Annotated in this window: 21 protein-coding genes and 2 pseudogenes; 11 read left to right on the forward strand and 12 right to left on the reverse strand. The window is 51.7% G+C overall.

What is annotated here, in order from left to right; translation table 11 throughout:
* Positions 1-23: 23 nt before the first annotated feature.
* The 6 genes and pseudogenes from vgrG to SYN7336_RS32995 all read right to left on the reverse strand — a co-directional run.
* Complete coding sequence (gene vgrG / locus SYN7336_RS12610) at positions 24-1796, reverse strand: type VI secretion system tip protein VgrG (protein WP_017326310.1); 1773 nt, start codon at positions 1794-1796, stop codon at positions 24-26.
* Positions 1793-2509 (reverse strand): LysM peptidoglycan-binding domain-containing protein, encoded by a 717-nt coding sequence (locus SYN7336_RS12615; protein WP_017326311.1) that lies wholly within the window; start codon positions 2507-2509, stop codon positions 1793-1795. The genes vgrG and SYN7336_RS12615 overlap by 4 nt, the downstream gene beginning before the upstream one ends.
* A gap of 3 nt (positions 2510-2512) precedes the next feature.
* Complete coding sequence (locus SYN7336_RS31720) at positions 2513-2671, reverse strand: DUF5908 family protein (protein ID WP_017326312.1); 159 nt, start codon at positions 2669-2671, stop codon at positions 2513-2515.
* 86 nt (positions 2672-2757) lie between these two features.
* The gene (locus tag SYN7336_RS12625; protein WP_017326313.1) at positions 2758-3219 is read right to left on the reverse strand and encodes a phage tail protein; all 462 of its coding nucleotides are present in this window, start codon (positions 3217-3219) and stop codon (positions 2758-2760) included.
* A 140-nt stretch (positions 3220-3359) separates the two neighbouring features.
* Complete coding sequence (locus SYN7336_RS12630) at positions 3360-3791, reverse strand: phage tail protein (RefSeq protein ID WP_017326314.1); 432 nt, start codon at positions 3789-3791, stop codon at positions 3360-3362.
* Positions 3792-3908: 117 nt separating this feature from the next.
* A pseudogene (locus SYN7336_RS32995) lies at positions 3909-4235 on the reverse strand (phage tail sheath C-terminal domain-containing protein); the annotation flags it as partial.
* Here SYN7336_RS32995 and SYN7336_RS33000 point away from each other — a divergent pair.
* A pseudogene (locus tag SYN7336_RS33000) lies at positions 4232-4297 on the forward strand (hypothetical protein); the annotation flags it as partial. The pseudogenes SYN7336_RS32995 and SYN7336_RS33000 sit on opposite strands and share 4 nt — an antisense overlap.
* A gap of 1108 nt (positions 4298-5405) precedes the next feature.
* Here SYN7336_RS33000 and SYN7336_RS12640 read toward each other — a convergent pair.
* From SYN7336_RS12640 to SYN7336_RS12650, 3 genes are all read right to left on the reverse strand, one after another.
* Positions 5406-6611, reverse strand: a complete 1206-nt coding sequence (locus SYN7336_RS12640; protein WP_017326316.1) for a hypothetical protein — start codon at positions 6609-6611, stop codon at positions 5406-5408.
* A 13-nt stretch (positions 6612-6624) separates the two neighbouring features.
* Entirely contained in the window at positions 6625-7212 is a 588-nt protein-coding gene (locus SYN7336_RS12645; RefSeq protein ID WP_017326317.1) for a DUF4255 domain-containing protein, read from the reverse strand.
* Between the two features lie 867 nt (positions 7213-8079).
* Positions 8080-9219, reverse strand: a complete 1140-nt coding sequence (locus tag SYN7336_RS12650) for a glycosyltransferase family 4 protein (RefSeq protein ID WP_017326318.1) — start codon at positions 9217-9219, stop codon at positions 8080-8082.
* A 492-nt stretch (positions 9220-9711) separates the two neighbouring features.
* Here SYN7336_RS12650 and SYN7336_RS25730 point away from each other — a divergent pair, with 492 nt between their 5' ends.
* From SYN7336_RS25730 to SYN7336_RS12680, 5 genes are all read left to right on the forward strand, one after another.
* Positions 9712-10533, forward strand: coding sequence for a hypothetical protein (locus SYN7336_RS25730; RefSeq protein WP_156820138.1), 822 nt, complete (start codon positions 9712-9714; stop codon positions 10531-10533).
* A 301-nt stretch (positions 10534-10834) separates the two neighbouring features.
* Positions 10835-12499, forward strand: coding sequence for an ISL3 family transposase (locus tag SYN7336_RS12660; protein ID WP_017324316.1), 1665 nt, complete (start codon positions 10835-10837; stop codon positions 12497-12499).
* A gap of 329 nt (positions 12500-12828) precedes the next feature.
* Positions 12829-13950 carry an endonuclease domain-containing protein gene (locus SYN7336_RS12670; RefSeq protein ID WP_017326321.1) on the forward strand — a complete coding sequence of 374 codons (1122 nt, stop codon included), beginning with the start codon at positions 12829-12831 and terminating at the stop codon, positions 13948-13950.
* Between the two features lie 36 nt (positions 13951-13986).
* Positions 13987-14622 (forward strand): hypothetical protein, encoded by a 636-nt coding sequence (locus SYN7336_RS12675; RefSeq protein ID WP_038025942.1) that lies wholly within the window; start codon positions 13987-13989, stop codon positions 14620-14622.
* Between the two features lie 5 nt (positions 14623-14627).
* The gene (locus tag SYN7336_RS12680) at positions 14628-17888 is read left to right on the forward strand and encodes a helicase HerA domain-containing protein (RefSeq protein WP_017326323.1); all 3261 of its coding nucleotides are present in this window, start codon (positions 14628-14630) and stop codon (positions 17886-17888) included.
* Between the two features lie 57 nt (positions 17889-17945).
* Here SYN7336_RS12680 and SYN7336_RS12685 read toward each other — a convergent pair whose 3' ends face one another.
* Positions 17946-18716, reverse strand: coding sequence for a segregation/condensation protein A (locus SYN7336_RS12685; RefSeq protein WP_017326324.1), 771 nt, complete (start codon positions 18714-18716; stop codon positions 17946-17948).
* A gap of 287 nt (positions 18717-19003) precedes the next feature.
* Here SYN7336_RS12685 and aroQ point away from each other — a divergent pair, with 287 nt between their 5' ends.
* From aroQ to SYN7336_RS12710, 4 genes are all read left to right on the forward strand, one after another.
* Positions 19004-19459, forward strand: a complete 456-nt coding sequence (gene aroQ, locus SYN7336_RS12695; RefSeq protein ID WP_017326326.1) for a type II 3-dehydroquinate dehydratase — start codon at positions 19004-19006, stop codon at positions 19457-19459.
* Positions 19460-19542: 83 nt separating this feature from the next.
* Positions 19543-20418: a mechanosensitive ion channel family protein gene (locus SYN7336_RS25735; RefSeq protein WP_017326327.1), complete on the forward strand. Its 876-nt coding sequence runs from the start codon at positions 19543-19545 to the stop codon at positions 20416-20418.
* A gap of 335 nt (positions 20419-20753) precedes the next feature.
* A complete protein-coding gene (locus SYN7336_RS12705) occupies positions 20754-21698 on the forward strand; it encodes a Card1-like endonuclease domain-containing protein (RefSeq protein WP_162139107.1) in 945 nt (314 codons plus the stop codon).
* An 82-nt stretch (positions 21699-21780) separates the two neighbouring features.
* A complete protein-coding gene (locus tag SYN7336_RS12710) occupies positions 21781-22944 on the forward strand; it encodes a cysteine desulfurase family protein (RefSeq protein WP_017326329.1) in 1164 nt (387 codons plus the stop codon).
* 48 nt (positions 22945-22992) lie between these two features.
* Here SYN7336_RS12710 and SYN7336_RS12715 read toward each other — a convergent pair whose 3' ends face one another.
* Together SYN7336_RS12715 and SYN7336_RS28010 are read right to left on the reverse strand one after the other, a co-directional pair.
* The gene (locus SYN7336_RS12715; RefSeq protein WP_017326330.1) at positions 22993-23760 is read right to left on the reverse strand and encodes a hypothetical protein; all 768 of its coding nucleotides are present in this window, start codon (positions 23758-23760) and stop codon (positions 22993-22995) included.
* A 422-nt stretch (positions 23761-24182) separates the two neighbouring features.
* Positions 24183-24677, reverse strand: coding sequence for a type IV pilin protein (locus tag SYN7336_RS28010; RefSeq protein WP_156820140.1), 495 nt, complete (start codon positions 24675-24677; stop codon positions 24183-24185).
* Between the two features lie 592 nt (positions 24678-25269).
* On the opposite strand from SYN7336_RS28010, the gene SYN7336_RS12730 reads away from it, so the two are divergent.
* Positions 25270-26829 (forward strand): IS66 family transposase, encoded by a 1560-nt coding sequence (locus SYN7336_RS12730; protein WP_017326333.1) that lies wholly within the window; start codon positions 25270-25272, stop codon positions 26827-26829.
* Positions 26830-26938 lie beyond the last annotated feature (109 nt).

The raw sequence follows: 26938 nt of genomic DNA on the forward strand, positions 1-26938 counted from the left end.
ACAAAAGCCTCGGGATGGGGGGGTTAATTAATCTGAACGAGGGAGCCCTTGAGAACGGCGATCGCACTAGTGGACACTTCTGCACCGCCGCTACCTTCCGCCTTAAATTGGGCATTGGCTTTGGCGCTTACATTCAGGCCCTCTAGGGTGAGGTCTTGACTGGCCTTGAGGGCGATCGCCCCCGAAGCCTCGAAGCAAATATCCTTGGGGCTGCTCATGGTAATGCCGCTATCGCCAGTGACGATCGTGTTGCCGTTTTGGTCTTCTAGGGTGATGCCCTTGTCTTCATCGGAGATGGTGATTTTGTTGCCGCTGGGGGTTTCGATCGTGATGACTTGGGTGTCGTCGTTAAAGGTCAGCTTCATCTCAGATCGCGTGAAGATTCCCTTCTCGTGGTTGTCGTCGCTGGCCTGAACAGGAGCAGGTTTGGCACTACTGTTGAGCATCCCCAAAACGATCGGATCGCGGGGGTCGTCGTTGAGGAACCCCAAGACCACCTCATCGCCAATCTCGGGGCGGAAAAACGAGCCGCGATTGGCCCCCGCATCCAGCGTCGCCACCCGCGCCCAAATCCCCTCAGCCTCGTTGTCCAAGGTGGGAATTTTGACCAACACGCGATCCTCGCCATTGGGGTCATCCTGCAACTGCACCACCACCCCAATCTGTAGACCGTTCACCCCCGGCAGCAGTCCCGCCGCCGGTTGTGCCAGCAGGTGCGGCTCTCGATAAAACCACTGGGGCGAGCAGCCCAACTGCAGGTGAGTGATCCAGGTGCCGCCATTCAGCTCGTGACGCACGCCAGAAACATAGGCCAACCCGTTAAAGCGACCCCCCATCCCCTCCAACTGCACCAGCGCATCCGGCTTAGCATCGGGATACCCCCGCGTAGTCACGCGCCCCTGAATCTTGGCCAGCCGACTTTTGAGCAATTGAGCATCTGCCCAAGCCTGTAGCTCCGGTTGGTCCACAAAGCCGCTGTGACGCAGTTCCAAGGTTTCGGGGGCTGCAACTGCCGCCAAATCCGAGCCGGAGAGATTGCCCTGAGCATTCACCGAGGGCTCGGCTCCCTCAGCTTCCAGTAGCGCCCCATCGGTGTAACTCCAGGCGGTGGCTTTGACTGCCCCCAACTGCGAGCGGGCGTCCATCTCCGCTTCAAACTCCAGCAAATTGGCCCCGTAGGTGAGGGTAATGAGGGGATCGCCGCTGGTGGCAGGAGCTTTGACCTTCGCCGTACCATCTTCCAGCAGCACGATCTGGCCGTTCATCTCGGCCCGCGACAGCACGAAATCCCAGTCGGTGGCATAGAATTGGACGATTTCGGCATGGGTGGCTGCTGTGGCTTCCACGTCAGCAGACAGGTCGCTGTAGCTCCCGATAATCTCTTCGATCGCCTCGCTGTCGGTTCCCTCGACAAAATAGCGATTGTGCCGCCCGACGGTCATCTGGGTCGCCACATCCTGACAGGTGAGCCTCAACACCGAGTCACCATTGGCCCCCACCTTGAGGGCGTGCTTGACGATAATGCCTTTGAAAATGCTGCGATCGTTGCTATCGAACCCCACAGCAATTTCTAGCTCTTTGCCAGGAATCAAATCCGGTCCATCGCTAGCAGCAAAGCCCTCCTCCGAGGCATCCCCATCCCGCAACACCACCCGAGCCATCGGAATGCGGTTGACTTCGCGGGTAACAGACAACGAGATCGAGTCGTATTGGTTGGTGATGTCTGTACCGTCAGACAGCAGCTTGAAGGTGACGACGTCGTAGGTAGACTCTTGAGGGATGGTGCGATCGCTCATAGCTCTGTCTTCTCAGTGGGAGGAAATCTCAAATCGGTATTGGTACCCAAGCGGCGGAAGTTAACCAGCCCGTTAACCTTGGCCACCTGTAGGTAGTAATCGGCATCGCCGTAGATGCGGTGGGACATGAGCGGTAATTTGTCGCCAGCCGCAACCGTGCGCTGGTGAGTCACATCGGGCGATTGTTTGCCCTGTTCGTTCAGGCGACGCACCTGTTCGATGTAGTTCAGAAAGGTAGCACTCAATTTCACCCGTAGCGGTTTTCCATCGGGGGCAAACAGGGTGTAGTTGATTTGTAAATCTTTGAGGATACAATCAAAGCCATTTTGGCCTCCTCCCCCAAAGGAGAAATTGCCCCACAACAGCCGCAAAAAATTGGGCTTGTGGGTGGCCTCGTTCATGCTGTAGACAATGCTTAAAAAAGACTGCAATTGGGCGATCGCATCCTTGTGAAAGGTATCCCCTCCCTGTTTCACCGGCACGACACCCGTACCGTCAAAGGTGAAATTCAGCTTCAGCTCTTCCGGTTTTGTGAATTTAAATTTGGGGTCGCTCCCCTGCGAGCCAGTTGCCTGCTTTTCATCATATTCAATCTTAAAAGACTGAGAGAATCGATCGGGGTTGATCGGCAAATCAAATTCCCCGAGCTTATCCGAGTACTTCTTATCCTTAAAAGCAATAATTTTAACTTTAGTCAGTTCACCAGTATCCATGAGTTATCGCTCCGCCTTGTCTTTTAAGATCGAGAGCACCTGCTCCACACATTCCGCCACGATTTCCTCTTTTCCCCCCTCACCTCCAGAACCGGAGGCTTGCTCTCCACCCCCTTCACTCAAAGAGGTTTTAATCACCAGTTCTCGAATGACAATTGACATGATTAGCATCCAAAGGGGGCAGCAATTCGATGAGAGGTTGAGAGCGAAGGTGCGATCGCGAGATTCCAGCTCGATTCATCATATTTTCATTGCTTAAAATATTGATAATTAAGTTCTAACGTTTCGATTACGAGAGAGCTTTGCTCGGCATTAAATTCAGACACAGACCATTTTTTAGGCCACGCGCCAATCACCTTCCAGGTCACTAAAGGCTCGACCTGCCTATTCTGAGCATTGGGATCGGGTGGATTTTGGTGCAGTAGCTGCACTTGCAAATCGAGTGGCTGAATGTCGAAATTGAGAATCGCGTCAGAGGCCCAAGCAATCAGCTTCGAATCTTTGATTAAGCCGCGCTTTAGCACTAGGGGACTGTACTTAGTCCGCACGGGCAGAATGTGCTCAAAACGATTCTCTCCTCCCTCTTTCAGGGTTTCGGTCTGCATATCGACACTCAAACCCGTGACACTCTGAAAGCTAGTGTCAGCATTTAGGCCCCCTCCTCGAAAACTAACCGAGAAAAAGAAACTGAGCGCGGGAGGTCCATCCATGATTACCTCTATTGAAACTGGCGAATGGCGATCGCCATCCAGCTTGAACTCAAAAAGCTTACTCAAGGTACGGAAAACCTAAATAATTGGGCGATCGAATTTAGATTTTCCGTCAGACCACAACTCCAGCCCTGCAAACTCTATTCGTTCTGAATGGTCAGCCCTTCATGAACCAGTTCGACCGACTCGATCGCCGTTTCGTTACCATCCCCTTTTAGATCAGTAGATTGCACTTTAGTCGGCCAAGCATTTTTAACCTTCCAGACCACAATCGGCTCGTGGTTTTCATTCAGCAAACTAATCGTGAGATCGCGCCGCTCGATGGTATTGAGCGCCACCGTATTCCACCAATTGTAGAAATCGTTATCCCCTTGAAACGTGCCCCGCTTCATGGTGATATTGCTAAACTTCTGCATACCGGGATAGCGCAGTTTGTTGTACTCTTTCGAGTCACCCGCCCGATACTCAATCATCTCCGTTTCAACATCTAAGCCAGAGACTTCGGTGAAGCCCAAGCGAGCCCCACCCCACTGCACGTCAAAATGAAACTTAGGTAAGGGATATTCAGCCATGATGAATCAATCCAAAATCGTGTGTTGAATGGGTTGAGGTGGCGAATTGAAACTCGCTTGGGCGGTCAATTTACCACCACCAAACATCGAAAACCCAACCGATATCGTAAGAGCCGGTTAAGCTTCCTGCATCTTGTGAGAAAACTTCAGGATGATGAATTCTGCCGGACGAACGACCGCCATGCCAATTTCAACAATCATGCGCCCTTCAAGAATATCCAGCGCCGTCATGGTTTCGTTCAGACCCACCTTGACGTAAAAGGCTTGCTCCGGTTTCGCTCCCGCCAGCGCCCCCGCCCGCCATTGCAAGACCAAAAAGTTCTCGATCGTGGCCCGCACCTTCGTCCAAGTGTTGGCATCGTTGGGCTCGAAAACAAATTGTTCGGTGGCCTTTTTGATCGACTCTTCCGCCATATTGAAGAAGCGCCGCACGGGAATGTAGCGCCATTCGTTGTCATTCCCCGCTAAGGTGCGCGCCCCCCACACCAACGTCCCTTTGCCCGTGAAGGAGCGAATCGCATTGATGGACTTGCCCGTGGTATGAACATTGAGGTCATCTTGAATGGCGTTGGTGATTTTCACGGTCGGACCAATCACCGATGTCAAGCTCACATTGGCAGGCGCTTTAAACACACCACGACTGTTGTCCACCGCTGCGTAAACCCCCACCACCAACGGTGCCGCAGGCAACACAATCGGAATTCGTTCCACCGCACTCTTCACCAAGGGATATAACTCTCCATCCGTGGTCGCGGGAGTGGTCGTAGGATTAATCAGATCCATCGTGGTCGTTGTGGCATCCGGCAGCGTCACACTGACATCGGTCTCAGCGTAGAGATAGTTAAAAATCGTCTCCAAACGCGGGCCGTATGTCGCCCCATACTTGAGTTCGTTCACCCCAATCCCATTACTGCGGAACGCTGATACCGCCTCGGTGAGCGAGTTGCTGGGGGGATCGAGCAAGGTATCCATCACCACAAATCGATCCTGTAGCGTCGCACATTGAGCCAAGGCAGCATCGTACAAGGCGGCAAAATCGCTGTATGCAGCTGGCACTGTGATGTCTGGGCCGAGCAAGTCTAAGGATTCAGGGAAAACAATCAGAGTAACTTCGTCTTCCTCGGCGATCTTGGCCAAACCTGCGGTTAGCGCTTCAACTGTCACCGTTCCCGCCGCAACCATCGGGCCGACGGAAACGATGTAGCAGGGACCGCCGCCATTGGCAAAAAATGCCTGCATGGCATAGTACATGTTGTGGGGTGACGGAGTGGCGATCGCCGCATTCGCCTCCGTATCCGTCACCGTCACGTCGATGGTCGTTTCGTTCAGTGCCGTCCCAAAATACTGTTCGTACTCCAGTAGAGACGTAATCCGCAGGCACAGAATTTGCACAATCGTCGCAGTCGGATCGGTAGGGTCTGGAATGGCGTGAAAGTCTGTGCCCCTATACACGGCCTGCTGGGTATAACCAATAAAGGCAGGGATGGCAGTTTCAACCTGTGCAATAGAAGGGGGGAATTTAGAGATTTCCTGGATAAAGACCCCAGGAGTTTTAAACGTGCTCGGCATGATGAGTTACCTAGGTGGTTGAGAATCTCGATCTGCAAACGGGATTCACAAATGAACGTCTGAAAAGATAGTGTCGAGATGCCGGTTGGCATCTAACTCTGGAACGATCGCCGCCACGCTGGGGGCGGGCAGTAAGGCATCGTTACCGTCGCTCAGCAAGGTATCCGGTTGCAGGCGCAGCCCGCGAGGGCGAATGGTGGCATAGGAGATATCAATGTCAATCTCCTCAAACTCGGGGGGTAGCGACTGGAAGCCGTGGGGCTGTTCGTAGCGATAGTGCCAGCGGGTGGCCCGGTTTTTAAAACGAATGACATAGGTTTTGGGTTGAATCAGGGTTTGTGTGCCACTGGCTTGCAGCAGCTCGAACGCCGCTGGCACCAATGGGGAATTGAGCACCACTTCAACAAGGGCAAAGGGATTGGGGGCACTCAGCGGATCGAACAGGATGAACTCGTCATCGAGGACACCGTCCAGCAACAGACGATAGCGACCGGGAACCTGACCGGTAAAGTTGAGGCTAACGGCGATTGCCTCTCCCGCCACATGACTGTCCGGCACCTCTACGCGATGGGCAAAAGTCTGCTGCCCAGTGGCATCCTGCAAGCCAAATTCAAAACTGTCGCCAGGGTTAGCAGCGGGGATGGGGCGGGAGTAAAACACCCCCTGTCGAGACATTAGATCGAGAGCCGTGGCATATTGGCTGGGATTGGCGAGGGTCTCCCACAGCGCGGCATCGGGGCTGGCGGCTGCCGTTGCCTGGTAACGAATTGCCTCTAAAGTATTGCCGCCACTAACCACCAAATCCCCAAACTCGTACTCCGTTCCTGGGGTATAGGCAGGCAGGGGCTGAGTCAAAAACAAGGCATCTCCAGCATTGCCCGACAGATTGGAGAAGTAATAGCTCTGCCCGCTGCCCGGATTGAGGGACAAGCTGGTGAAATTGGCGAAATGGCGATCGCGAGCCACCAGCCAAAAGCTGAGGCGGCGGGGCGTATTCACCGCCACTTGGGTGGCAAATTGGTCGGGGGCCACTTCATTTACGCGGGCAAACAGCGATCCTCCGCGAGAGCGCGGTCGAAAGATCCAACGCAACTTCTTAAGCTGTTGCACACAGTCGGCGGTCGGCAACAGCGCCAGCGTGGTCGAAATGTCGTAATCGTCGAACGATAAATCCGCCAAGGCTGGCTGACCTAAAAAATAGTCGTGCCAGAGGTCTAGATCGAGAACGCTTTTGTAGAGAAGCTTGACCACAGCACACTGCCTCCTAGCTCTCGTTGATATGAATTTCGGCAATCGGCACCCCTTCCGCCTGCCGTTTTTCAGCCTCTAACGCCACCACGCGAGCTTTGTAGAGCACAAACGGCACCTGCTTCCCCCCCAAAGCTCCCCACAGGTGGTTGAGCTGCTCGAAGGTGAGGGAATACAAATCGGGATAGATACGCACGTCGCGAGAGAGATTGCCCGCGCCGGGTGTAGTGGTAAACGAGAACTCCTTCTGCCATTGAAAGAATTCGACCACGCGAGACAGGCGCTTGAGGGCAGTGTCATAGGCTTCACTGTGAAGCACTGAGAAAAGGATAAAAAGGTTGAGACTAACCGGGGGGTTGCGGTATACCGTTTTGCCGTTCTCTTGTCGATAGTGCGGCAGATTTTTCAACGAGGTTTCTTCCTGCACATTCACTAAAGTCACGACCACCTGATTATTGAGGTTCGTATTGGTACCGCCCAGCTCTTGAGCCAGTCCAATATTGCCTAAAACAACAATACTAGAGGGTCGATCGGGAGGAGCTTCCACCTGCAAAATGTAACTCTCTAGGGAATCTCTGATTAATTTGAGGGCATCAAAAATCATGAGGGTTTAACGAATAATTTTTTGTCAAAAAGACTCTGCAATCGCTGCCCGAGCGGCGATTTAGCATTAGAAACATCGCTGTATATGCCTGTACAGCAAGGACACCGGACAAGATAACAGACTTTTAGATTCAGAAAACTAAGCCTTCTCTCAATTTAAGAGATTTGTCAATACACCTGAGAGTGACTTGCTTCCGCTTGAGGCTTCTTAAAGGAAAAATTGGCCTTCCAATTGGCTAGTAAATCTCAAGAAATTAAAGCTATGCAAGATTCTGCTAACGGCAAGACAAACTTTATGTTTCTTAACAACCACTCCTTAAAACCTAGCCTTGCTTGCTATTAGCTGATTAAACAGCATTCAAATGAGTGATATATCTATATAAAGACATAGTAAATCTGCTTGTCGTTTGTCAAGTCAAGCAAAGAATATCAATACTTGGGTAAAGAATATCAATACTTGAGTAAAGAATATTACCACTCGTTGGCGATCGCCTGCCGAAACACCGACCTGCAATACTGATAGGCAAACGCAAAGCAGGTAGGTTATCGTCAGTTGCTATTCCCATTTGTCATGTGGGGGTTGAGTCGGGCAGTAATGTGTCTGGTCATGTTCGTCCTCGTCCCCACAATCTCCTCCCCAGATAGCGGTACTGGTTCTAACGTTTTCTGTGGTCGGAGTGTTTTTACTTATTCAGGCAAACATTTTAATGCCTCATAACTTGCATCTCTGTTATCTATAGTTCATCTTTCGTCAGAAGATACACGTATTTACAACAAAATAATGCACTATATCTACAGAAGCTTGCAGCAAAATACTGCTATAAGGCCAGAAATACGGCTGCCACAGAATCCGTTAGAACTAGGCGAGTTAGGCTGTCTCCAAATTAACTCTATTCTTTCTATATGAATCTAGCCAATTTAAATAAGTTGATTCCAGAGTTTTAATGGCCGTATCCCAACGCAATGATTGAACTCGCCGATAACCTTTTTCAGCGATACTTCGTCGTAGTGCTTCATCTAACAGAAGACTTCGGGTGGCTTCGTATAATTGGGGCGATCGCGAGCGATCGAGTAACATGGCATTCTCTCGATGCTTGAGGTGTGCGGCAAACCCTGTTTTCGTCGCAACTACAGCCACACCGCAAGCCATTGCCTCGCTAGTCACGAGGCCAAAACTCTCGTAGAGAGAAGGGACAATTGAAATAGAGAATTGTTCGTAAAGCTTTTGCAGGCGATCGCGATCGTCGACATACGCGATTGCTGTGATGCGATCGCAAACATCTTCTGGAAACACTTCTTCTTTTCGAAAAGATTCGCCAACTCCAATTAGCATAAATTGACAGTGGGGAAACTCGCGCAGCAACTTGGGCATATCGGCTTGGATCGTTTGAATGCCCTTACGATCGATCCAAGACCCACAAAATCCGATCTTGGGTTGACGTTCGAATTGAACGGACAATCCTAGAAAAGAATCTGGCAAAGGATTTTCAATGGCAACAGCAGCACTGGCTGGCTGATAGTCTTGGCGCCGAGCATAATCTAAATCAAACTGACTGACCGTTACGATGCCATCCACAGCGGTAAATGCTTTTTCGTAGAGGACAGAGCGATCGATGCTCCAGGGTTTTCTAGTCAATTGTGAAGACTGGTACTCGGATAGTTGTTCTGAAACATGGTTTTCAATCCCATTTGAATGGGAGATCGTAATAAAATTTCGTTTGGGAATTCGACTGAAAACCCAAGCTGTTAACCAAGATTGGGCTCCGTACAGTTCAATAATGTCATAATTTTTTGTTCGGATCTTTCGAAGAGCGAAGAGAAGCATGCCGATTGTCAATCGATCGATCTTGCCTTTTCCTTGTAAAAACGGGAAGAGCTCGAAGGACTCGGGGCCATAGACATCTACCTCGTGCCCGAGCGATCGCAGCCCTTGACAGTATTTCAAGATCACATACCCAGAGCCCAGTGATTCTTTTAATGGACAATTGCTGAGGGTGAGAATTTTCATCCTTACATTATGCCAAATCTACGTCACTTGAGTTTTTGTCAAGTTAATTTGAGCTTAAATGGTTGCGAGCCATACTCAAAACAAATATGATTCATCAATATCTAGACATCAAATTACCTCTTGTAAGTATAATATTTTTCGACATGGAGGGAGGTATAAATTGAACAACCGCGATCAGGATACGGCGATTGCGTTGGCCCATCAGAACGTTCCGCTTTGGGGCATGAGTGATTTGGGGAGTCATTGCACAATCTTAGTCATGTTGCTTCGGTTTTGAAAATCGATTCACTGTTGAAAAATTGATCGGGATCTGTTGTTATCCTGGTTGACTGACAAAAGATGCTGTGCGATGGTCTGAAGGGCTGAACAGGCAACGCTTTCAGTGATTGACAAAATCTGAGGGGAGTTTTAGGGTACAAAGCTCAGATACCACTCATAAGCGTCGATACCCGTGAACAAAACTCCCCCCTCTACAATGCTCTGCAAGCTTGGTTGGGGCAAGCCTGTCCGTGGGTCCACCAAGCCCATCTGACCACTTGCCTGTGGATGGCGATCGCCCTGCTCCAAACCGGAGAAGTCAATCTGACTCGCTGGCTCCCCTACCTGCCCTGCCGAGGTCAATATGCTCAAAGCAAACAGAGGCACATCAGCCGCTGGCTCAATAACCCTCGCCTCAACATCCATCAACTCTACAAGCCACTGATTCGAGCTGCATTGGCCGATTGGGGCGAGGATTGCCTCTATCTGAGTCTGGATACGTCCTTGTTCTGGGACGAGTATTGTCTCATCCGATGGGCAGTTGTCCATCGCGGGCGAGCCTTGCCAGTGGCTTGGCGGGTGCTGCATCACAGCAGTGCCTCGGTGGCCTTCGTGGACTACCCGCAGGTTCTCTCGCAAGCGGCTTGTTGCCTGCCCGAAGGAGTCAAAGTGGTTCTGTTAGCTGACCGGGACTTTGTCCACACCGACTTGATGAGGGTCTTTACCCAGCAATGGCATTGGCACTATCGCATTCGCTTGCAAAAGGATAGTTGGATAAAGCGGGCTGGCCGTGGATGGTGCCCACTCAAAGACTTTCACTTCCAGCATGGTCGAGCTGCTTACTTCCACAATATTGGCTTGCACAAAGATGCTTGCTATGGACCAGTCCACATCATTGTGGGACGCAACAACGTCAATGGCGAGTTTTGGGCCATTGTCAGCGACGAGACGACTAACTTGCAGACGTTTGCTCAATTCGGCTTGAGATTCGATATTGAAGTAAGCCAGCCTCAATACCCCCATCAACATGAAACTGTTTTTGCTGAGGCTGTGTAGACGAGACTTGTGGCTTGGCCATGGCCATACTCCTGGAGAGTGACATTAGGATAATGATTTCGTGGGCGACTCAGGTTTGAGTGCAATGGTGGGGACTTCTCCGCGCCAACGTTGCTGGAGAATCTTCCCAAATGGTTGTTGGCGATGCTCCTGTAGACGAGTGAGTTCTCTATCATCTGCCCAGATAATCCAACGGTGAGGAGAATGCAAAATAACGCCAACTTCGGGGTCTTGTCCGCTTTTGGTGATGCAGAGAAGGTATAGGAGAATACCAGGTGCAAACCCTCACTCTGCCAAGCCCGTGGAACTTTTACAGCATCTCCTGCCCAGCCAAACGGATGTGAGCTTGAACAGTTGGAGTATCGATCCGGCCAACCAACAGCTCGTTGTTAACCTCTGCTCGACTCAAACGGTGGCCTGTTGCCCGCTGTGTCATCGCTCCACCGATCGCATCCATAGCCACTATGAGAGAACGTTGAGGGATCTGCCATTAGTTCAATTCACGCTGACGATATTGCTCCAAGTCTGTAAGTTCTTCTGCCTCAACGAGCGTTGCCCTCGGCGTATCTTTACGGAGCGTCTGCCCGAGGTTGTCGCGCCTTGGGCCAGACGCACGACTCGCTACACGGCTCAACTGGAAGCGATGGGCTTAGCCCTCGGTGGTTCGGCAGCAGCCCGCTTGAGCCATCAGCTCGGATACGGATACAGCCGCAACACCATCTTGCGAGCCATCTCCAAATTGCCCCTACCAGTCATGGCCACGCCAAAGATATTGGGGGTGGATGATTTCGCGTTTCGCACGGGTCATCATTACGGAACGATCTTGGTCGACTTGGAGACCAACCAACCGATCGCACTACTCCCCGACCGGGCGGCTGGGACCTTAGCAGCCTGGTTGAAAGAGCATCCTGGCGTGAAGATTCTCTCGAGAGATCGCTCCAAAGCCTACAGGCGAGGCATGAGCGATGGAGCACCCGATGCCATCCAGGTAGCCGATCGCTTTCATCTGTTGCAGAATCTCGAAGAGGCTTTAGAGAAAGTCTTTAAGGGACAAACCCAGTCGCTCGAACAGGTTGAGCAGCAACAGATTCAAGCCCAACAGCCAACCGAAGCACCGACCCCCGAAGCTGCTCCGGATAGATATCGAACCCAAAGGGAAGTCAATCGGGCCATACGACTGGAGAAGTGGGAACAAACCCATGCTCTACGCAAGCAAGGCTATGCCATTAAAGACATTGCCCATCACCTCGGCATTGGCGAGCGAACGGTGTATACCTACCTGGCCGCGTCAACGTTTCCGGAATGGCAATATCCTGTGGGGCGGCGGAGAAACCCCAGTTGTTTGGATCCATACAAGGCTTACCTGTCAGAGCAATGGCAGCAAGGGCGCCAACAAACTAAACAGTTGTTTGGCGAGATCCAACAGCAAGGGTACCCGGGCAGCTATATGACCGTCGCCCGTTACACTCGGCAGTTGCGTTGCTCTCTGCCCTCCATCAAGCCCAGCCGAGAATCCCTCAATGACTTACCGGGTCGGGGACCAGCGCCATCACCCGCCACACCAGTGTCAGAGCCTTTGAGTGCCAAGCGGGCGGCTTGGCTGCTGTTGACACGGCCTGAAAACCTTACGCCTGAGGAGAAAACCCTGCTGGAAAAACTGGGCCAGCAGCCAAAGTTATCGGGGGCGATCGCTCTGGCTCAGGGGTTCATCAAACTGGTGCGCGAGCGACTGCCTGGGGAATTCGACGATTGGCTGGAGACAGCTGTGAGCAGCTCAATCAAGGCATTACGGAGTTTTGCCAAGGGTCTTCAAGAAGATTACGATGCGGTGAAAGCAGCTCTCACACTCGAGGTGAGCAATGGGCCAGTGGAGGGTCAAAACAACCGACTAAAAATGCTGAAACGGCAGATGTTTGGAAGGGCTGGGCTCGAGCTATTGGCCAAGCGCCTCATCCTAATCAGTTGATTCTTATACGAAATAAGCGCCTCATTTAGGACAGATTTAACGATCACCAAAAGCGGACAAGACCCCGAAGTTGGCGTTATTTTGCACGCTCCAATCAGCCCTCTGCCTTTCATCGCTTTCCAACCCAAACAATTTGAACGTAAGATACACAGATAGAGGTCAACAATTTCTCAAATCGGCGATCGCAGGATAGTTTTAAGACCATTTTCGGGGATATCGATAGCAGCGGCCAGAATTCTTGAGTAGCAAAATAGACTCTAAAAAGACATAAATCATATATTTTTGCTAATAAAGATTGTGCGAGCGGGTGAGAACAAGGATTTGTTGTGATGGATCGGGGGCAAACTGATAGTGAGAGGGCGATCGCCCTTTACGATCGAAATATTACGGAATCCAGCTCGTTGTTAGTCGAATATTTGTCTAAAATCTGTACAGGTGAAGTCAGAGTAGTCCTATATTCGGATGCTGAAGCAGCTCTATCGCAGCTTGAGAGCTCTAGAGTCGATTGTGCGATCGCCAGCACAATCGCTGTCAGGGAGTGGACGAGCCTGCCCGATCGAGACACCGCGATTGAAGACACGCTGCGATCGCTGGCAGCAGTCACCCTCGCAATCTGGCCTGCGTGGTACGGCCAGCAGGATACATTTCTCAGCGCGGGCAACAGTCACGACGAACTTCTTGCCAATCAACTGAAGATTCGAGAACTGCAAAAAGCTCGACAGGAAATTTGTACCCCTTGGCTGAAAGCCGCTGTCAAAGCCTGTCAGTCTGGCAAACCGCCTATCTTGTCGAGTTTCCCGAGGGGGATGCAGTTTGCCCAACTGGCACTGGCCATCAACCCGGATCGTCTCGTACTGGTTTTGGTGGCGAACGATCTGCAACCGTCAGATGACCGACTTCTGGGACTCGCCCGAGCGGCAACTTGGTTTGCCAAGGAAACCCGGGCACGCGTTGCCGTGCTGCTCCCCAAGGCTCTATCGCAGCAGCGGGAGTTAGACTCGATTCTCTATGGCGCGATCGCGCTGCCCGACTCACCTCGCGAGGGGGGTGATGGCGAGCGGCAGGAGGAAACCAAACACGCTATCTGGCCCATCCAGGGCAAGCCTCATCCCTTCAGCCCCGGAGAAAAGTTGCTAGCCGAACGGCTGGCCAGAGATCCTGAGTTGGGGGGACTATTTCACTGCAATGAAAGCGTGCTGACAACCCGGGGCAGTCGGTTCCTGGTAGACCTGGTTTGGCCGGAGGGTAAGGTGGCAGTTGAGGTGGATGGCTATCGATATCACAGCAACCGATTTGCGTTTAGTGAAGATCGCCAGCGAGACTATGAATTGGTGCTGAGCGGCTACGTTGTTTTGAGGTTGCCGCACGACGAAGTTATGGACGATGTTGTAATCGCAACAGAGAAGATCCGCGATTTTGTGCGCTTTCGTCATGCGGATCGCTCTTGCTAAGTTCGGGGAAAGCTTTATTTATCATGAGGTGTAACCGTGAGTTTCGATCCAACGCCTAAGCAAGTTCGGGTGATGTGGAATCTTCTGTTTACGGGTGAGGAGCCTGCCATATCGAAGATTAAGCCGCAGTTCAGTCCTGCCGAACGCAAACCGTTGATCGAGGCTGGCTTGGTTGACTTGGAGAAACGAGGTCGCTCCAACCACATGGTATTGACTGACAAAGCTTGGGAGTGGGCGATCGATCATCTAAACGCAGAGGTGCCAAAGTCCCGAGCTGCCGCTCCCATCCTGCAAGCAGCCCTTACTAAACTGCAAGCTTATCTGCGATCGCAGGGCATACCGCTGGCTGAATTCTTAGCGCCACAGAATGCTTCTAGTGACCATAGGATCGCAGCGCCAATCGCGACCACCTCTCTAGAAGAGAGAATTCGGACGGCCTATGCGAAGCTTGCCGACGGTCGCTCCAACGTCAGAGTTCGGCTCGCCCAATTGCGCCAACACCTAGAAGATTTATCGCGCGACGAGATCGACAGCACCTTGCGCAGTATGCAGTTGGATGGTCAGCTCGTGTTGATCCACATGGACAATCCGCAGGAAATGCAACCGGAGGACGAGCTGGCGGCGATCGCCGTCGGAGCTGGCAAACGGCACATTATTTATATGCAAGGGTGATGGTAATGGCAGATCGGAAGCAAGTACCGTCGCTACAGGCGCTGGCAGCGACTGACTTTGACTGGACCATGCACCTAAAAAGTGTATGGCGGGATAGCAATAGCGATGTGGAGGGGGTCCATCGAGACAAGCGGGACAAGATTGCGCGTGAGTTGAAACGCTTGCAGGGGACAAAAAATCCCAATTCACCTCTAGGGATGATTTTCGTCGGGCAAGCGGGTGCGGGTAAAACCCACCTGCTGAGTGCCGTCAGAAAACAGGCGCTTGCTCAGAATTTCGGGTTTGTCCTGGCGGATATGACCGACGTGCGAGACTTCTGGGAAACTATTTTGCAAGGGTATGTGAGTTCCCTGCAGGAAGCAGATGCGAGTGGTCAGCCTCAAAGTCAGCGTCTGATTGAATTTCTTATTCAGCAGTTAGGAATTCCAATTTCGTTACAGAAATTCTCTAATGCAGAACCTCCTGCTCTTAAAAAGTATACAAATGTCGTCTTGAAAACGATGTTTGATATTGCCCCACAGGAGGTACGCAAGTTTCAGGATGTTATCCGTGCCCTCTTATTGCTAAATTCCAATGATTTTGCCGCATCTGAATTGGGCTACAACTGGCTGCAAGGACTCGCAATCGAAGAAGCGGGTAGAGCGGAGTTTGGCTTTTCTCAGGCGATCGCCAAGCATCACAGCAATATCGTAGAAGGCCTGTCTTGGTTGATGAGTCTCCGAGGCCCTTCAGTTCTAGCGTTGGATCAGTTAGATGCCATTATTGCCCAGCACAATATCGCGATCGGTTCCAATGTTGATGAAGAAATGCTGGACGAGCAGCGGGTGTCCAAATCGATTATTGAGGGCATTGCAGGCGGTCTGATGGAATTGCGCGACAAGACCCGCCGAACGCTGATTGTGCTCTCTTGTCTGGAAGGAACATGGGCTATTTTGAACGACAAGGCTGTATCACCAGCGCACGATCGCTTTCAGCCGCCAATATTACTCGGGCCAGTTCTGTCCGATAAAAATGCTAGTCAAATTGTGGAACTCCGGTTACAAGAAGCCTACCAAAACTTTAATTTCAATCCTCCTTATCCAACTTGGCCCTTCACTCAGCAGTTCTTTGAAGCAGCCAAAGGGGAATATCCACGGAGTATCTTGAAGTGTTGCGATCTCCATCGCGAGCAGTGCTTGTCAAAAGGGGAAATTACAGAACTATCCTCCCTAATTTCACCGCCTCCAATTATAGATCCAAGCCCAATAGAAATCAGTAAATTCGATCGGGAGCTTGAAGAAGCCAAAAAGCGAGTTGACTTAGAAGTCTTGCGAGATGAAACAAATGAAGATCGAGTCTTCGGTTCTTTATTGCAAACAGCCGGAGACTGTCTCGTGACTGAGAATTCTACACCAGACTCCGTTGATGCTTTGGTGGATGTCGATTTCCCCGGAGGAAAAAGCTACAAAACACTTCACGCTCGCCTTCGCTTAGTCTTTCACAACGAGGACGATCGCGAAAAACATCTGTGCTTGCGAGTCCTCCAAAAAAAGAATTCTAATGCCTATAAGGCTCGTCTAAAAGCAGCCATGACAGCATCTGGCATCGATAGAGCTTTGAGCTTTCGAAAATTAGGGCTCGTGCGTACTCTCGATTTACCTGGGGGAGCTGCAACCCAAAAGCTGACGCGGGAATTTGAGGACAATGGCGGTCTGTTTCTCTATCCTGCTGAAGACGAGATGCGGACTTTAGGGGCATTGCATCAACTCACCCGCAACCGCAGTTCCGAGTTTGACGAATGGCTGCGCAAGCGCCGCCCCGTCTCGCAACTGACTTGCTTCAAAGATGCGGTTGACTGGCTATTTGAGGGGGCGATCGCCGAGCCAGTGGGGGTACCTGCCCCCTCACTTGGAGGGAGTTCGACGACTGAGACTCCCTCTCGCACCAACGGTTCCCACTCGATTAGCAATAGCGGTGCGCCTGCACCAAGCACAACCAATAACCCGCCTCCCGGTAGTCCGCCAGGGCCGAGGGATTTACCGATCGGAGCGCGTCTGATAGGCGATCGCCCCCGAGAGACCCTGTCTCTGAAAGTTGAAAATCTGACCAAACACGCAGTTGTCCTGGCAGGCAGTGGCTCCGGTAAAACCGTTTTGGTGAAGCGATTGGTGGAAGAAGCCGCTCTGATGGGCATCCCCTCGATCGTGATTGATTGTGCGAACGATCTGGCTCGCATGGGCGATCGCTGGCCCACCCATCCCGAGAGTTGGCGCAACGAAGACGATCGGAAAGAAGCACAGTACTGCCAACAAGCCGAGGTCGTCGTCTGGACCCCCGGTCGCGAGGATGGCAATCCTTTAAATCTAGAACCCATCCCCGACCTCGCCGCTGTCGCTCGCGATCCCTCCGAACTCAATCGTGCAGCCGATATGGCCCGCGACACCTTGCAAGAAATTGTGGCCCCAGGCAATTCTCAAACGGCAATCCTGAAGCGGGGCATTCTCAAAGCTGCCCTCGAATACTTTGCCAAAGATGGTGGTGGGAACCTGACGGACTTTGTCGAACTCCTATCGGAGCTTCCCCCAGAAGCCGGAGGAGGCATTGCGAAAGCCGACAAAAAAGCTCGCGATATGGCCGATACCTTGAGAGCTGAAATTCTCAACAATCCCCTGCTCCGCCACAGTGGTTCGGCCCTCGATCCCGCCATCCTCTTCGGGTTGAATAGCCAGTCTGGCAAAACCAGAATCTCGATTGTGAACTTTGTCGGCCTCAGTGGCCTGAACGCTCAACAGCAGTTTCTCAATCAACTCTCCATGACTCTATTCACCTGGATCAAGAAGAATCCAGCCCCTGCGGACCAGTCGTTAAGGGGATTGCTGGTGATTGACGAGGCTAAAGATTTCATTCCTTCCCAGAGAACTTCTCCTTGCAAGGACAATATCAACCGTCTCGCAGCTCAGGCACGCAAATACGGTCTGGGGCTAGTCTTCGCAACCCAAGCACCCAAGAGTATCGACCACAATATCGTAGCGAACTGTTCGACCCAGTTTTACGGGCGAGCAAATTCCCCCGCCGCGATCGCGGCTATTAAGGAGCAACTCAATCAACGAGGCGGCGGCGGCCACGATCTAGCAAGACTGGCTAAAGGCCAGTTTTACGTTGTCGGGGAAACGATCGCCACGCCAACAAAGATCCAGGCTCCACTTTGTCTGTCCTATCACCCTCAAAGTCCACTGGATGAATTAGAAGTCCTTGCCAGAGCCAAAGTGCATCGGAAGTCCCTTTAAACAGGAAGTGAATGGAGGCCGAGATAAACTGGCTTGCGAATTGGGATCGCGATCGCCCTAGGCAGTTTGTCGATCGCCATCGAGCATCGACGGCAACTCTTCAACCGTTGCGGGAGCCACTGGCAAGACCGACAGATCGAGATAAAACTCCTCCTGCTGGAGCTGAACCTGCGATCGCGAGGCCATCATCAACAAGGCCCAGAACACGGCTGCAAAACTGGCCTTGCCGGGATATAGCTCCTGTTGGATAGCAAAGAGATTGTCTAGACTCATGCAAGCCGAATGCTGCCAGGTCTGGGCCAAAATTGGTTCGAGTAGAGACACCGTTTCTGCCAGATTTTCGGCGTGGGACAGTTGCGCGATGCTGGTCAAACGCTCGCCGCGCGGTTGAGGTTTGGGGCGAGTGCGTTTGGGCCGCTCCTCCTGACGCTGTACGGCTTCTTCGATTGCCTGCAACTGAGCGATGATGTCTTTGAGCGTAATGGGACGGGTGCGGTTGATACGGGCCACAGGACGCGGTCGCAATGTGTCCTCTAAAGGAATATTGGGGAGTGGCGTCACCTCCCCCTCCCAAGGCGCCTCTTCGAAGTCGTCTTCCTCCGCTGCCTCTGCTTCAGCAAGGGCGAGCGCCTTGAGATAGACCAGCATCGAAGCATACAAAAAAGCTTGACCGGACTCCGACAAGTCGCGGGTGTTGGCGGTAGGAGCCAAATTCACCAGAAACCGGTCGATCGCGTCAATGACATTCACGTCCCACGGATCGATTTCCCCTCGTTCTGCCAATTCGATCAGTAAGGCGATCGCCTCTTCGGCCAGCGACGCAGCCACGTTAACTATTCCAGATACTGCCATCACCATAGCCGAAGCCAGTGGGAATGGAACACTCGGTAAAAAATGGCTCCCTATTGATAGTGCGATCGAAGGGACCGTTGCTAAATGTTTGCGCCATCAATGGCATCAGCCCTCTGCGGGGTCGGAGATCGGTCCGCAGGCGTTAACTTGACTGGTCGGAAAAAGCGATCGAAATATAACGATTTGTTGGCCAGCGATCGGGGCATGTGCCGGGACGCAATAGACTGGCAAAACTTTGAAAGTCTTTCGATGTCGCTTGCGCTATGTCCGCTTCTCTCTTGTCCATTCTGGTATTGCACGGCCCCAATCTCAATCTGCTGGGGACTCGGGAAGTCAGTACCTACGGCATCGCCAGCCTCGATCGCATCAATCAATCGTTACAAGTCCTAGCAAAGGAATTAGAGGCAACTCTCGAGATCGTGCAGTCCAACCACGAAGGAGTTCTCATCGACGCGATTCACGCCAGCCGGGACAAACAGGTAGGATTGCTGATCAATCCCGGCGCCTATACCCACACCAGCATTGCCATCCGAGATGCGATCGCGGGAGTAGAGATTCCTACAGTCGAAGTGCATCTGAGCAATATTCACAGGCGCGAACCGTTTCGACATCGCTCTTACATTGCACCTGTGGCGATCGGTCAGATTAGTGGCTTCGGTCCCGCAAGCTACGAGCTGGGGTTGCGGGCGTTAGCGAACTACCTGCGACAGTCCCAATGAGTGGGCGTTGCAAACAGACGGCTGGTAACGCAAGATAATGCAAACATCTTGCAAAGAGCGGGAATTGCGCAGGCTATCCAACAATGCTTAGATCGGTCTTCAGCCTCCTCCCAGTCTTAATAGCTCAAGCCGAAGCGGGCCAGAGCAGCGATATCCCATCAGGACTCATCAAGCCATTCGATTTAGGGCGATTGTTGTGGACAGTCGGGGCGATCGCGATCGCCTGGATTGCCATCGCCGCTGTCAAACGCTTCACCCATTGGCTATCCGAACGGGTGGCCCGTCGGTTTCGACTGACCTTCAAGCAATTGTTGCCCTTCTGCCAAGGGTTAATTCTGCTCATTACTGCCGTATATATCGCCAATCTGTGGCTCGATTTCTCGAACGCCAACTTTTTAGCGATTAGCGGCACCATCGCTGTTGCCCTGGGATTTGCCTTCAAAGACTTTGTCAGCTCTGTCATTGCCGGAGCGATCGCCCTCTACGAAGCTCCCTACCGAGTCGGCGATCGCGTTCAAATTGGCGACCATTACGGCGAGGTGGTGGGTTACAGTCTGCGCACCATCCGCCTCAAAACCCCTGATGACAACATCGTTTCCATTCCCCACAACACCAATTGGACCTCGCCCATTTCCAATGCCAACAATGGATCTCTCGAAGCTCAAGTGGTCACCGATCTCTATCTCGATTGCAGTACCGACATTCAAGCTGCCATCCGCATCCTCTATCTAGCCGCCTATACCAGCAAATACACTCAGCTCAAACTCCCCATCACCGTTGTTGCTTCCGAAACCCCTTGGTCTACACATCTCAAACTCAAAAGCTATCCAATGGATGCCCGCGATGAATTTGCTTACAAAACCGATTTACTCCTCAGGGCCAAACAGTCATTTAAAGCCTGCGGCATCGAATATTCCCGCTTCGGAGGGCCTGAGGCAACGGGGGGAGTAGAAGGCTAAACGCTCTTTTGTCGCTCGTTTCAGTGTTTTTACTCTGTAGATGCGACTAAAGGATTGGCTTGAAGATTTAAATTTATGCAACAGCGTTCCAGTTCGATCGAATTTGATGGTAAGACAGTAGGCATCTGTACCCACGAGCGAGGGTAAATCATTAACGATCGCCCCAATTCCATTGAGGCGAGTTGAGGTAACAGCGGAAAAGCTGCGGAGTAAGAAGCATTATGCAACGGTGGATACAAGGGTTAGTGGTTGCATCGATAACGATTGTACTGGGGGGCTTAGGGGCTGGACTGAGTTCTGAACGCGATAAAAATGCCGTCTTATTCTGGAGTGTCTTGGGGGCTTTTGGGGGCGCGACGATCGCACCGGAGATCGCTCCAGTCATTGCTCGTCAACTCCAGCGCGATCGCCATGCCGCGCTCTCCACAAGTGATACACCCACGGTTTTGCCGCCTCCAACACCGCCAGAACCCTCTACCTCTCGGGAATCCAGCGCTTCAACGGCCTTTGCCCCAACCTCTGCAAACGGAGCAGCGGATAATCGTCAGCAAGACGCGATCGAATGGTTTGCCGCTAAAAGTATTTCGATCGAACCCTCGCAGCAGCAAAACTCGGGATTAAATAAAATCTTTTTTGAACATGCCGAACGAATCGGGCAAGCGTATATCAAACATCGAGATAGCTCAATTATTGCGAATTTTTTACGGCACGTACGATGGGCTATTACAAACAGAAAAAATATTCGATTTGTTTTCAAGAAAAATGCTTCTCAAAGTGATATCAGGATTCTGACCGGATTGTGCAATTATTTGAAGAGGTCAACCTTTCTGAGTCACTATAATTACAATCGCTCGCAAAAAGTGATTTATGCTGACGTTCAAGCCGAGCGGGGAGACATTCGCTTATTTTTGACTGGGCAATGGTTCGAACAATTTATATTGCATGAAGCGCGTAAGATTCTAAATGACTCCGGTCTCGCATACGACCATCTTCTCAACCCCAAAGTCACCTTCCAAAATGAAGACTCCTATGAAGTCGATATCCTATTTTTAGTCAAGCAGGAGCCAATATTGATTGAGTGTAAAACTGGAGGCAATGCGAATGCTCACTTAAGCAAGTTTTCATCCCATTGCGATCGCCTCTCCATCAATCCATCGAGGGCATTTCTAGTCATTCTAGATCTCGCGGAGAGTGAATTACAAACCATGAATCAGGTTTGGGAATTTCAAACTGCCAATATCTTTAACTTCCCCGACAAATTTAAGTCAATGCTCTCCTAAAATCATCGAGATCGCCCTCCGACCCCCACCGTTCCACCGATCCCGCTAGGTATGATGAAGGAGCAAATATTGGCAAATCGCAATGCTGGGCGAGCTAGACCCTACACTATATTTCGACCACAGTGCCACGACTCCGACTCGCCCCGAGGCGATCGCCGCCATGCAGCGAGCCATGCGAGAGTCTTGGGGAAATCCGTCCAGTTTGCACGGCTGGGGCCAGCGAGCGGCGATCGCCTTAGAGACAGCCCGACAGCAGGTTGCCGATTCGATCGAGGCCTCCAGCGATCGGATTGCCTTTACCTCGGGGGGCACCGAAGCGGACAACTTGGCAATTTTTGGCATAGCCCGTCAATACGATACTCCTCAACACATGGCGATCTCTAGCGTAGAGCACTCAGCGGTTGAAAATGCTGCGCGACAGCTCGAACGAGAAGGTTGGCAAGTTAGCCGAGTGCCGGTGACTCGGGCAGGGCTGGCGATCCCTACAGCCTTAGCAGAAGCGTTGCGGCCCAATACGGTGTTGGTATCGATCGTCCACGGCCAAAGTGAAGTGGGCGCGATACAGCCCATTGCTCAACTGGCGGCAATCTGTCGCGAATCTGGCATCTTGTTTCACAGTGACTGCGTCCAAACTGCCGGACGGCTGCCCCTTTCGGTCAATAAACTCGGTGTCGATCTGCTCTCGCTATCCAGCCACAAGATTTACGGCCCGCAGGGGGCTGGAGCTCTGTTTGTCCGGGAAGGGGTGGAGATTGCAGCCCACCTATTGGGGGGAAAACAAGAGGGGGGCTGGAGAGCGGGGACTCAGGCATTACCGGCGATCGCGGGGTTTGGCGTGGCCGCAGAGCTAGCCCAGCAGGAACTAGAGGATGAAGTGAGTCGATTGCGATCGCTCCAACAGCGTCTCGCCACCGCCCTCGCCCCCCTCGATTCGCTCGTGCCCACGGGTCCGCAGGCACTAGAACACCGACTGCCCCACCATCTCAGCTACTGTACGGCAGAGCATACGGGCACTTGGCTCGTAAGGCAGCTCAGCTTAGCTGGATTCGCTATTAGCGCGGGGTCTGCTTGCAATAGCGGCCAACTGGTTCCTAGTCGAACGTTGCTGGCGATGGGGTATGAAGAGCGATTTTCTGCAGGGGGAATTAGGCTGACGTTGGGGAAGGCGACGACTGCCGTTGCTGTCGATCGATTGGTGGAGGCGATCGCCCATCTCTTGCAGAAGTCTCCCCTTCCTATCCCTTAAACTTCGTGTACATCTGCTTGATTGTCTACTCGGGTAGGTGCTGGTGCGCTAGAGATCGTTTGGGGGCGGTATCAACTCTACACTGCCATCGGGAAGCTGTCGTACTTCCCCTAGTTTGGCTAATCGTTGCAAAACACTTCTGCGAGATTCAGGATCTTGAGTTCTCCGAAGAAGTTGATTCCAGACATGAAATTGTAGGTAACGACTTTCAGGTTTTTCATTGAGGCGATCGCCAATTTCGCGCCAGCTTTGTGCAGAATCTCGATTAGACACCTCGTACCAATCAGCAGCCTGGTAATACGCTTGTCTGGCAGCTTCAGTATCAGTAAGATACAAAAAATTAATTAAACCTAGGCTAAATGGCAGTCGATAAGCTCGATCGTTCCAATCTGGGTGGATATGATCTAGGCCAAATTCTATCAGTTCCTTAGCTCGCTCTGGCTGAGTAGAACGAATAGCAATTGCAGACGTTGTGACAAAGTAAACATCTTCAAAGCGAGGCTCGCTACTAGCGACGGCTTCTAAATAAACAGGGGTAAGCGAATAACCGGACTGAAGCCTAGCAGTGTCGCCAAAATACTGAACGAAAGATAGCCACAACATAGATGCCGTCAGACCGCGAAATCCGAGATATTTGCCTATCTCGAGTGTTGCGATCTGAGCGGTAGCACTGGCTTCTACGTCTCGAACTAGCTGTGCCTTATCCACTATCTGGGGCTTTTGTAATGCTACTAAACCAGCGATCGAGCCGATCGCGATCAGGCAATACCAAAAAGTTTGATTGAATTTTGTGAATTGCGTCTTCTGTTCAACCATTAAAAATAGCACCTCAAAAACGCCAAAAAGGCTGCCGACAAGAGAAATATTTTAGAAAGTCTGTGACAAGTATCAAGATATTCACGTTTCCATGCATACCAAGATTGGAGCTTACAAATCTAAGTTCTTTTGGGGCAATTACCACGTTCCAAATATGGTGATCCAAGGTTTCTGCTTACAAGTGCTTGAACATGCAGACGGCAGGAGTATCTCAAAAAGTAACTTCTCCAAAAAGCCTAGACTGAAATCATTAAAAGCTTGTTGATTTTTCTTGAAGATTCAGCTTTTCCTCAATGGATATGAATCAACCCAGGCTTCCACATAAAAAAGTGAAAAAGGAATGCTCTATTTATAGAGAACCCTTTTTCACTGTTGAGATGGTTTAGATCGCTATACTTAAAGCCATTGTATGACCAATATATTTATAGGTTACAACCATCTTCCACTGAATCTGTTTCCATTCCCTTCTGATCACCTACCCCGAGTTCACAAGTAAGTGCGACCTGAGCACCATTAATGTATTCAGGAGAATTAGCAACATCGGCTACAGTTTGGAAAATTGCTCCACTAGCGTCACTGGCCGCGAGAATCGTTGGATCGAGGTAGTTAGGCGCAGTTTGAGTCCAGGGAGCATCCATATAAGTTGGGTTCGTGCTAGTAAAAGCAAGTTGGGCACTAAAATTGGAAGGGTAACTTCCGTTATCGAAACGGTAAATTTCAGAGGCAGTACCGACAACATCCAAACCAGCTTGTGCTTCAGCTATGCGAGCGCGGCGAACCTGATTCAAGAAAGTAGGTACTGCAACTGCAGACAGCACGCCTACAATCACAATGACAACCAACAGTTCGATCAGGGTGAAGCCTTTGGCATCCTTCAGCATTTTCTGCGCCAACTTAGCGCGAAGAGTAGAGTTCATAACCATTCCTTAGCTTTACAGTCCGAGTCAGTTTTTCCTGACGAAGATAACTTACCCACCTGTCGAACAAAATATTTCACACAGGGGGTTTTCGAGTCATTTCATTTTCGCTCCCTGTCTCACCCACCCATATGATGACTCCCCACGAGAGGTTCCCCTGTTCAATGCAGGTCTATTAGGCCCTCCTTCAGATAAATCAGTGAAAGGCTGGACTGTATACTGAAAAGGGCTTTCAAACATTCTAAAGGGTAGCGATCGCCTGCTCTATCTTCCCCCTGCTCGGTTTTGAAGAACTCAGGACTCCCCATCCTGACCTTTTCTGTAAACCATTGCCGAATCGGATAGGACTCAGTAGAAATACTGAGTTGATTGAGAACCTGATATCGCGACATCGATTCTGAGCGCGCGAGAAGTTGCCTCCCAATTGCCGTTTAAGCCGTCAACTGTCCTAGCAGGTTCCCGTAACCGCTCACCTTCCCCCCTTGAATGCAGCTTCCTAGATTAAGGCAGTCGCCATAAATCTCAGTGATTCTTGAACTCTGTATAGCCTGTTTAGGGCTCATACTTTGGCTATCAGACAACGGCTAGCGAGATGGCTCGACTGAGCAAAGCAGACCTGGAACAAATGGGAGAGGAGTATTTTCGTGCTCTCGACCCAGAGCGTTTAGTGGAAGTGGCCAAGAACCTGCACGGGCTAGCTGTCGAGCAGTTAGAAAAGCTTGAGGAAACCTCTCAGACGAGTTCGCGTCCGCCCTCGTCAGACAATCCCTATCACTCATCGAAGCGGCAAGAGGAATCTGCGGACGCTTGCCAGGATGGGCTCTGCGAGCAGACGCCCGAGCCAGCCCAGACGCCTGAGAGTGCCAGTGCCGGTAGTGCCGATAGCCCAGACTCTGGCAAAGAAGCGGGCAAGCGCAAAGCCGGCAAGCAACCTGGAGCCCAAGGGAAATGGCGCACTCAGCCGCTCAAAGCAGAGCGAACCATCGAGCATTATCCTCAGCAGTGCGCTGCTTGTAATGCCCAATTAGACAATGCTCAAGTGAACCCTGCTCCTTATATGGGCTACTACCAGTTCGAGCTGGTGAGCGAAGGCAGCGGGTTTAGGATTGAGTGCCAACTGCATCACTATTACGGTGCTACCTGTAGCTGTGGTCATCACACTCAAGCAGCTCCAGGCAAGGGGGACTGTTCAACCGTGACCGGTCGCCAAGTGCAGTTGCAATTGAAGGAGTATACGTTGGTGGGACCGATGCTGGGGAGCTTTCTCGCCAGTTTGTCGGTGCGCTATCGTCTGTCCAGAGCGAAGATTCAGGAATTTCTACAGGACTGGGCAGGCATCGAGTTAAGTGTTGGCAGCATTGACCGCAGTATCCGAGAAGCAGGTCTGGCTTGTCGACCGGTGGTGGAGGAGTTGAGTGAGCAGTTGCAGCCAGCGGATGTCCTCCATCTGGATGAGACTCCCTGGTACGAATGGGGACGGCTCTGTTGGCTGTGGGTTGCCACCAGCAGTACCATCGCAGTCTTCTTCATTGGCCGACGCACCAAACAGATGCTGTTGCACATCGTGACGACAGCGTTTGTGGGCTGGTTGGTCAGCGATGGTTATGGGGCCTACCGCTGGTACGAACATCGCCAGCGCTGCTTAGCCCATTTGATTCGTAAAGCGCTGGCCTTAGCCCAAGCTGTTGAGCGAGAGGCTAGACAATTGGCACAGTGGCTTTTAGAGGAGATGCGAGAGCTGATCCATGCTATGGCCACAGCGGCTAGTGACGACCCTGACGACCCTGGCGTTATCCGCTTACAAAAGGTCGCTCTGATCGCTACTGGCAGTGAGCATCCTAAGCTCAAGGCCTTAGCTCAGGAGATCCTCAATGATTGGGATGCGGTTGTAGCTTTTGTCTACAATCCACACTTACCCGTCACCAATAATCAAGCTGAGCGGGCTTTACGTCATGCTGTCATTGCCCGACGCATTGGCTATGGCACCCGCTCTGCCGAAGGGAGTCAGGCTTATGCAGCCCTACTCAGTGTGATGGAGACTTGTCGGCTCAGAGGTATCAATCCTTGGACTTATCTCGCTCAGGTGATTGCAGACAGACGCAAGGGCTTGGATGCACCACCCTTTCCTGATTCTCTAATACTGGCTAGCTAGCCACTCTTTTGAGGGGGGAAGGTGAACGGTTACCAGGTTCCCAGTCCGCTCTGAATGCACCTCTGGAGCAGTTCGAGTTTAGCGACCGAGATCGGTCTTGCTTGAGGGA

Source organism: Synechococcus sp. PCC 7336 (assembly GCF_000332275.1).
Taxonomy (GTDB): Bacteria; Cyanobacteriota; Cyanobacteriia; order Thermostichales; family PCC-7336; genus PCC-7336.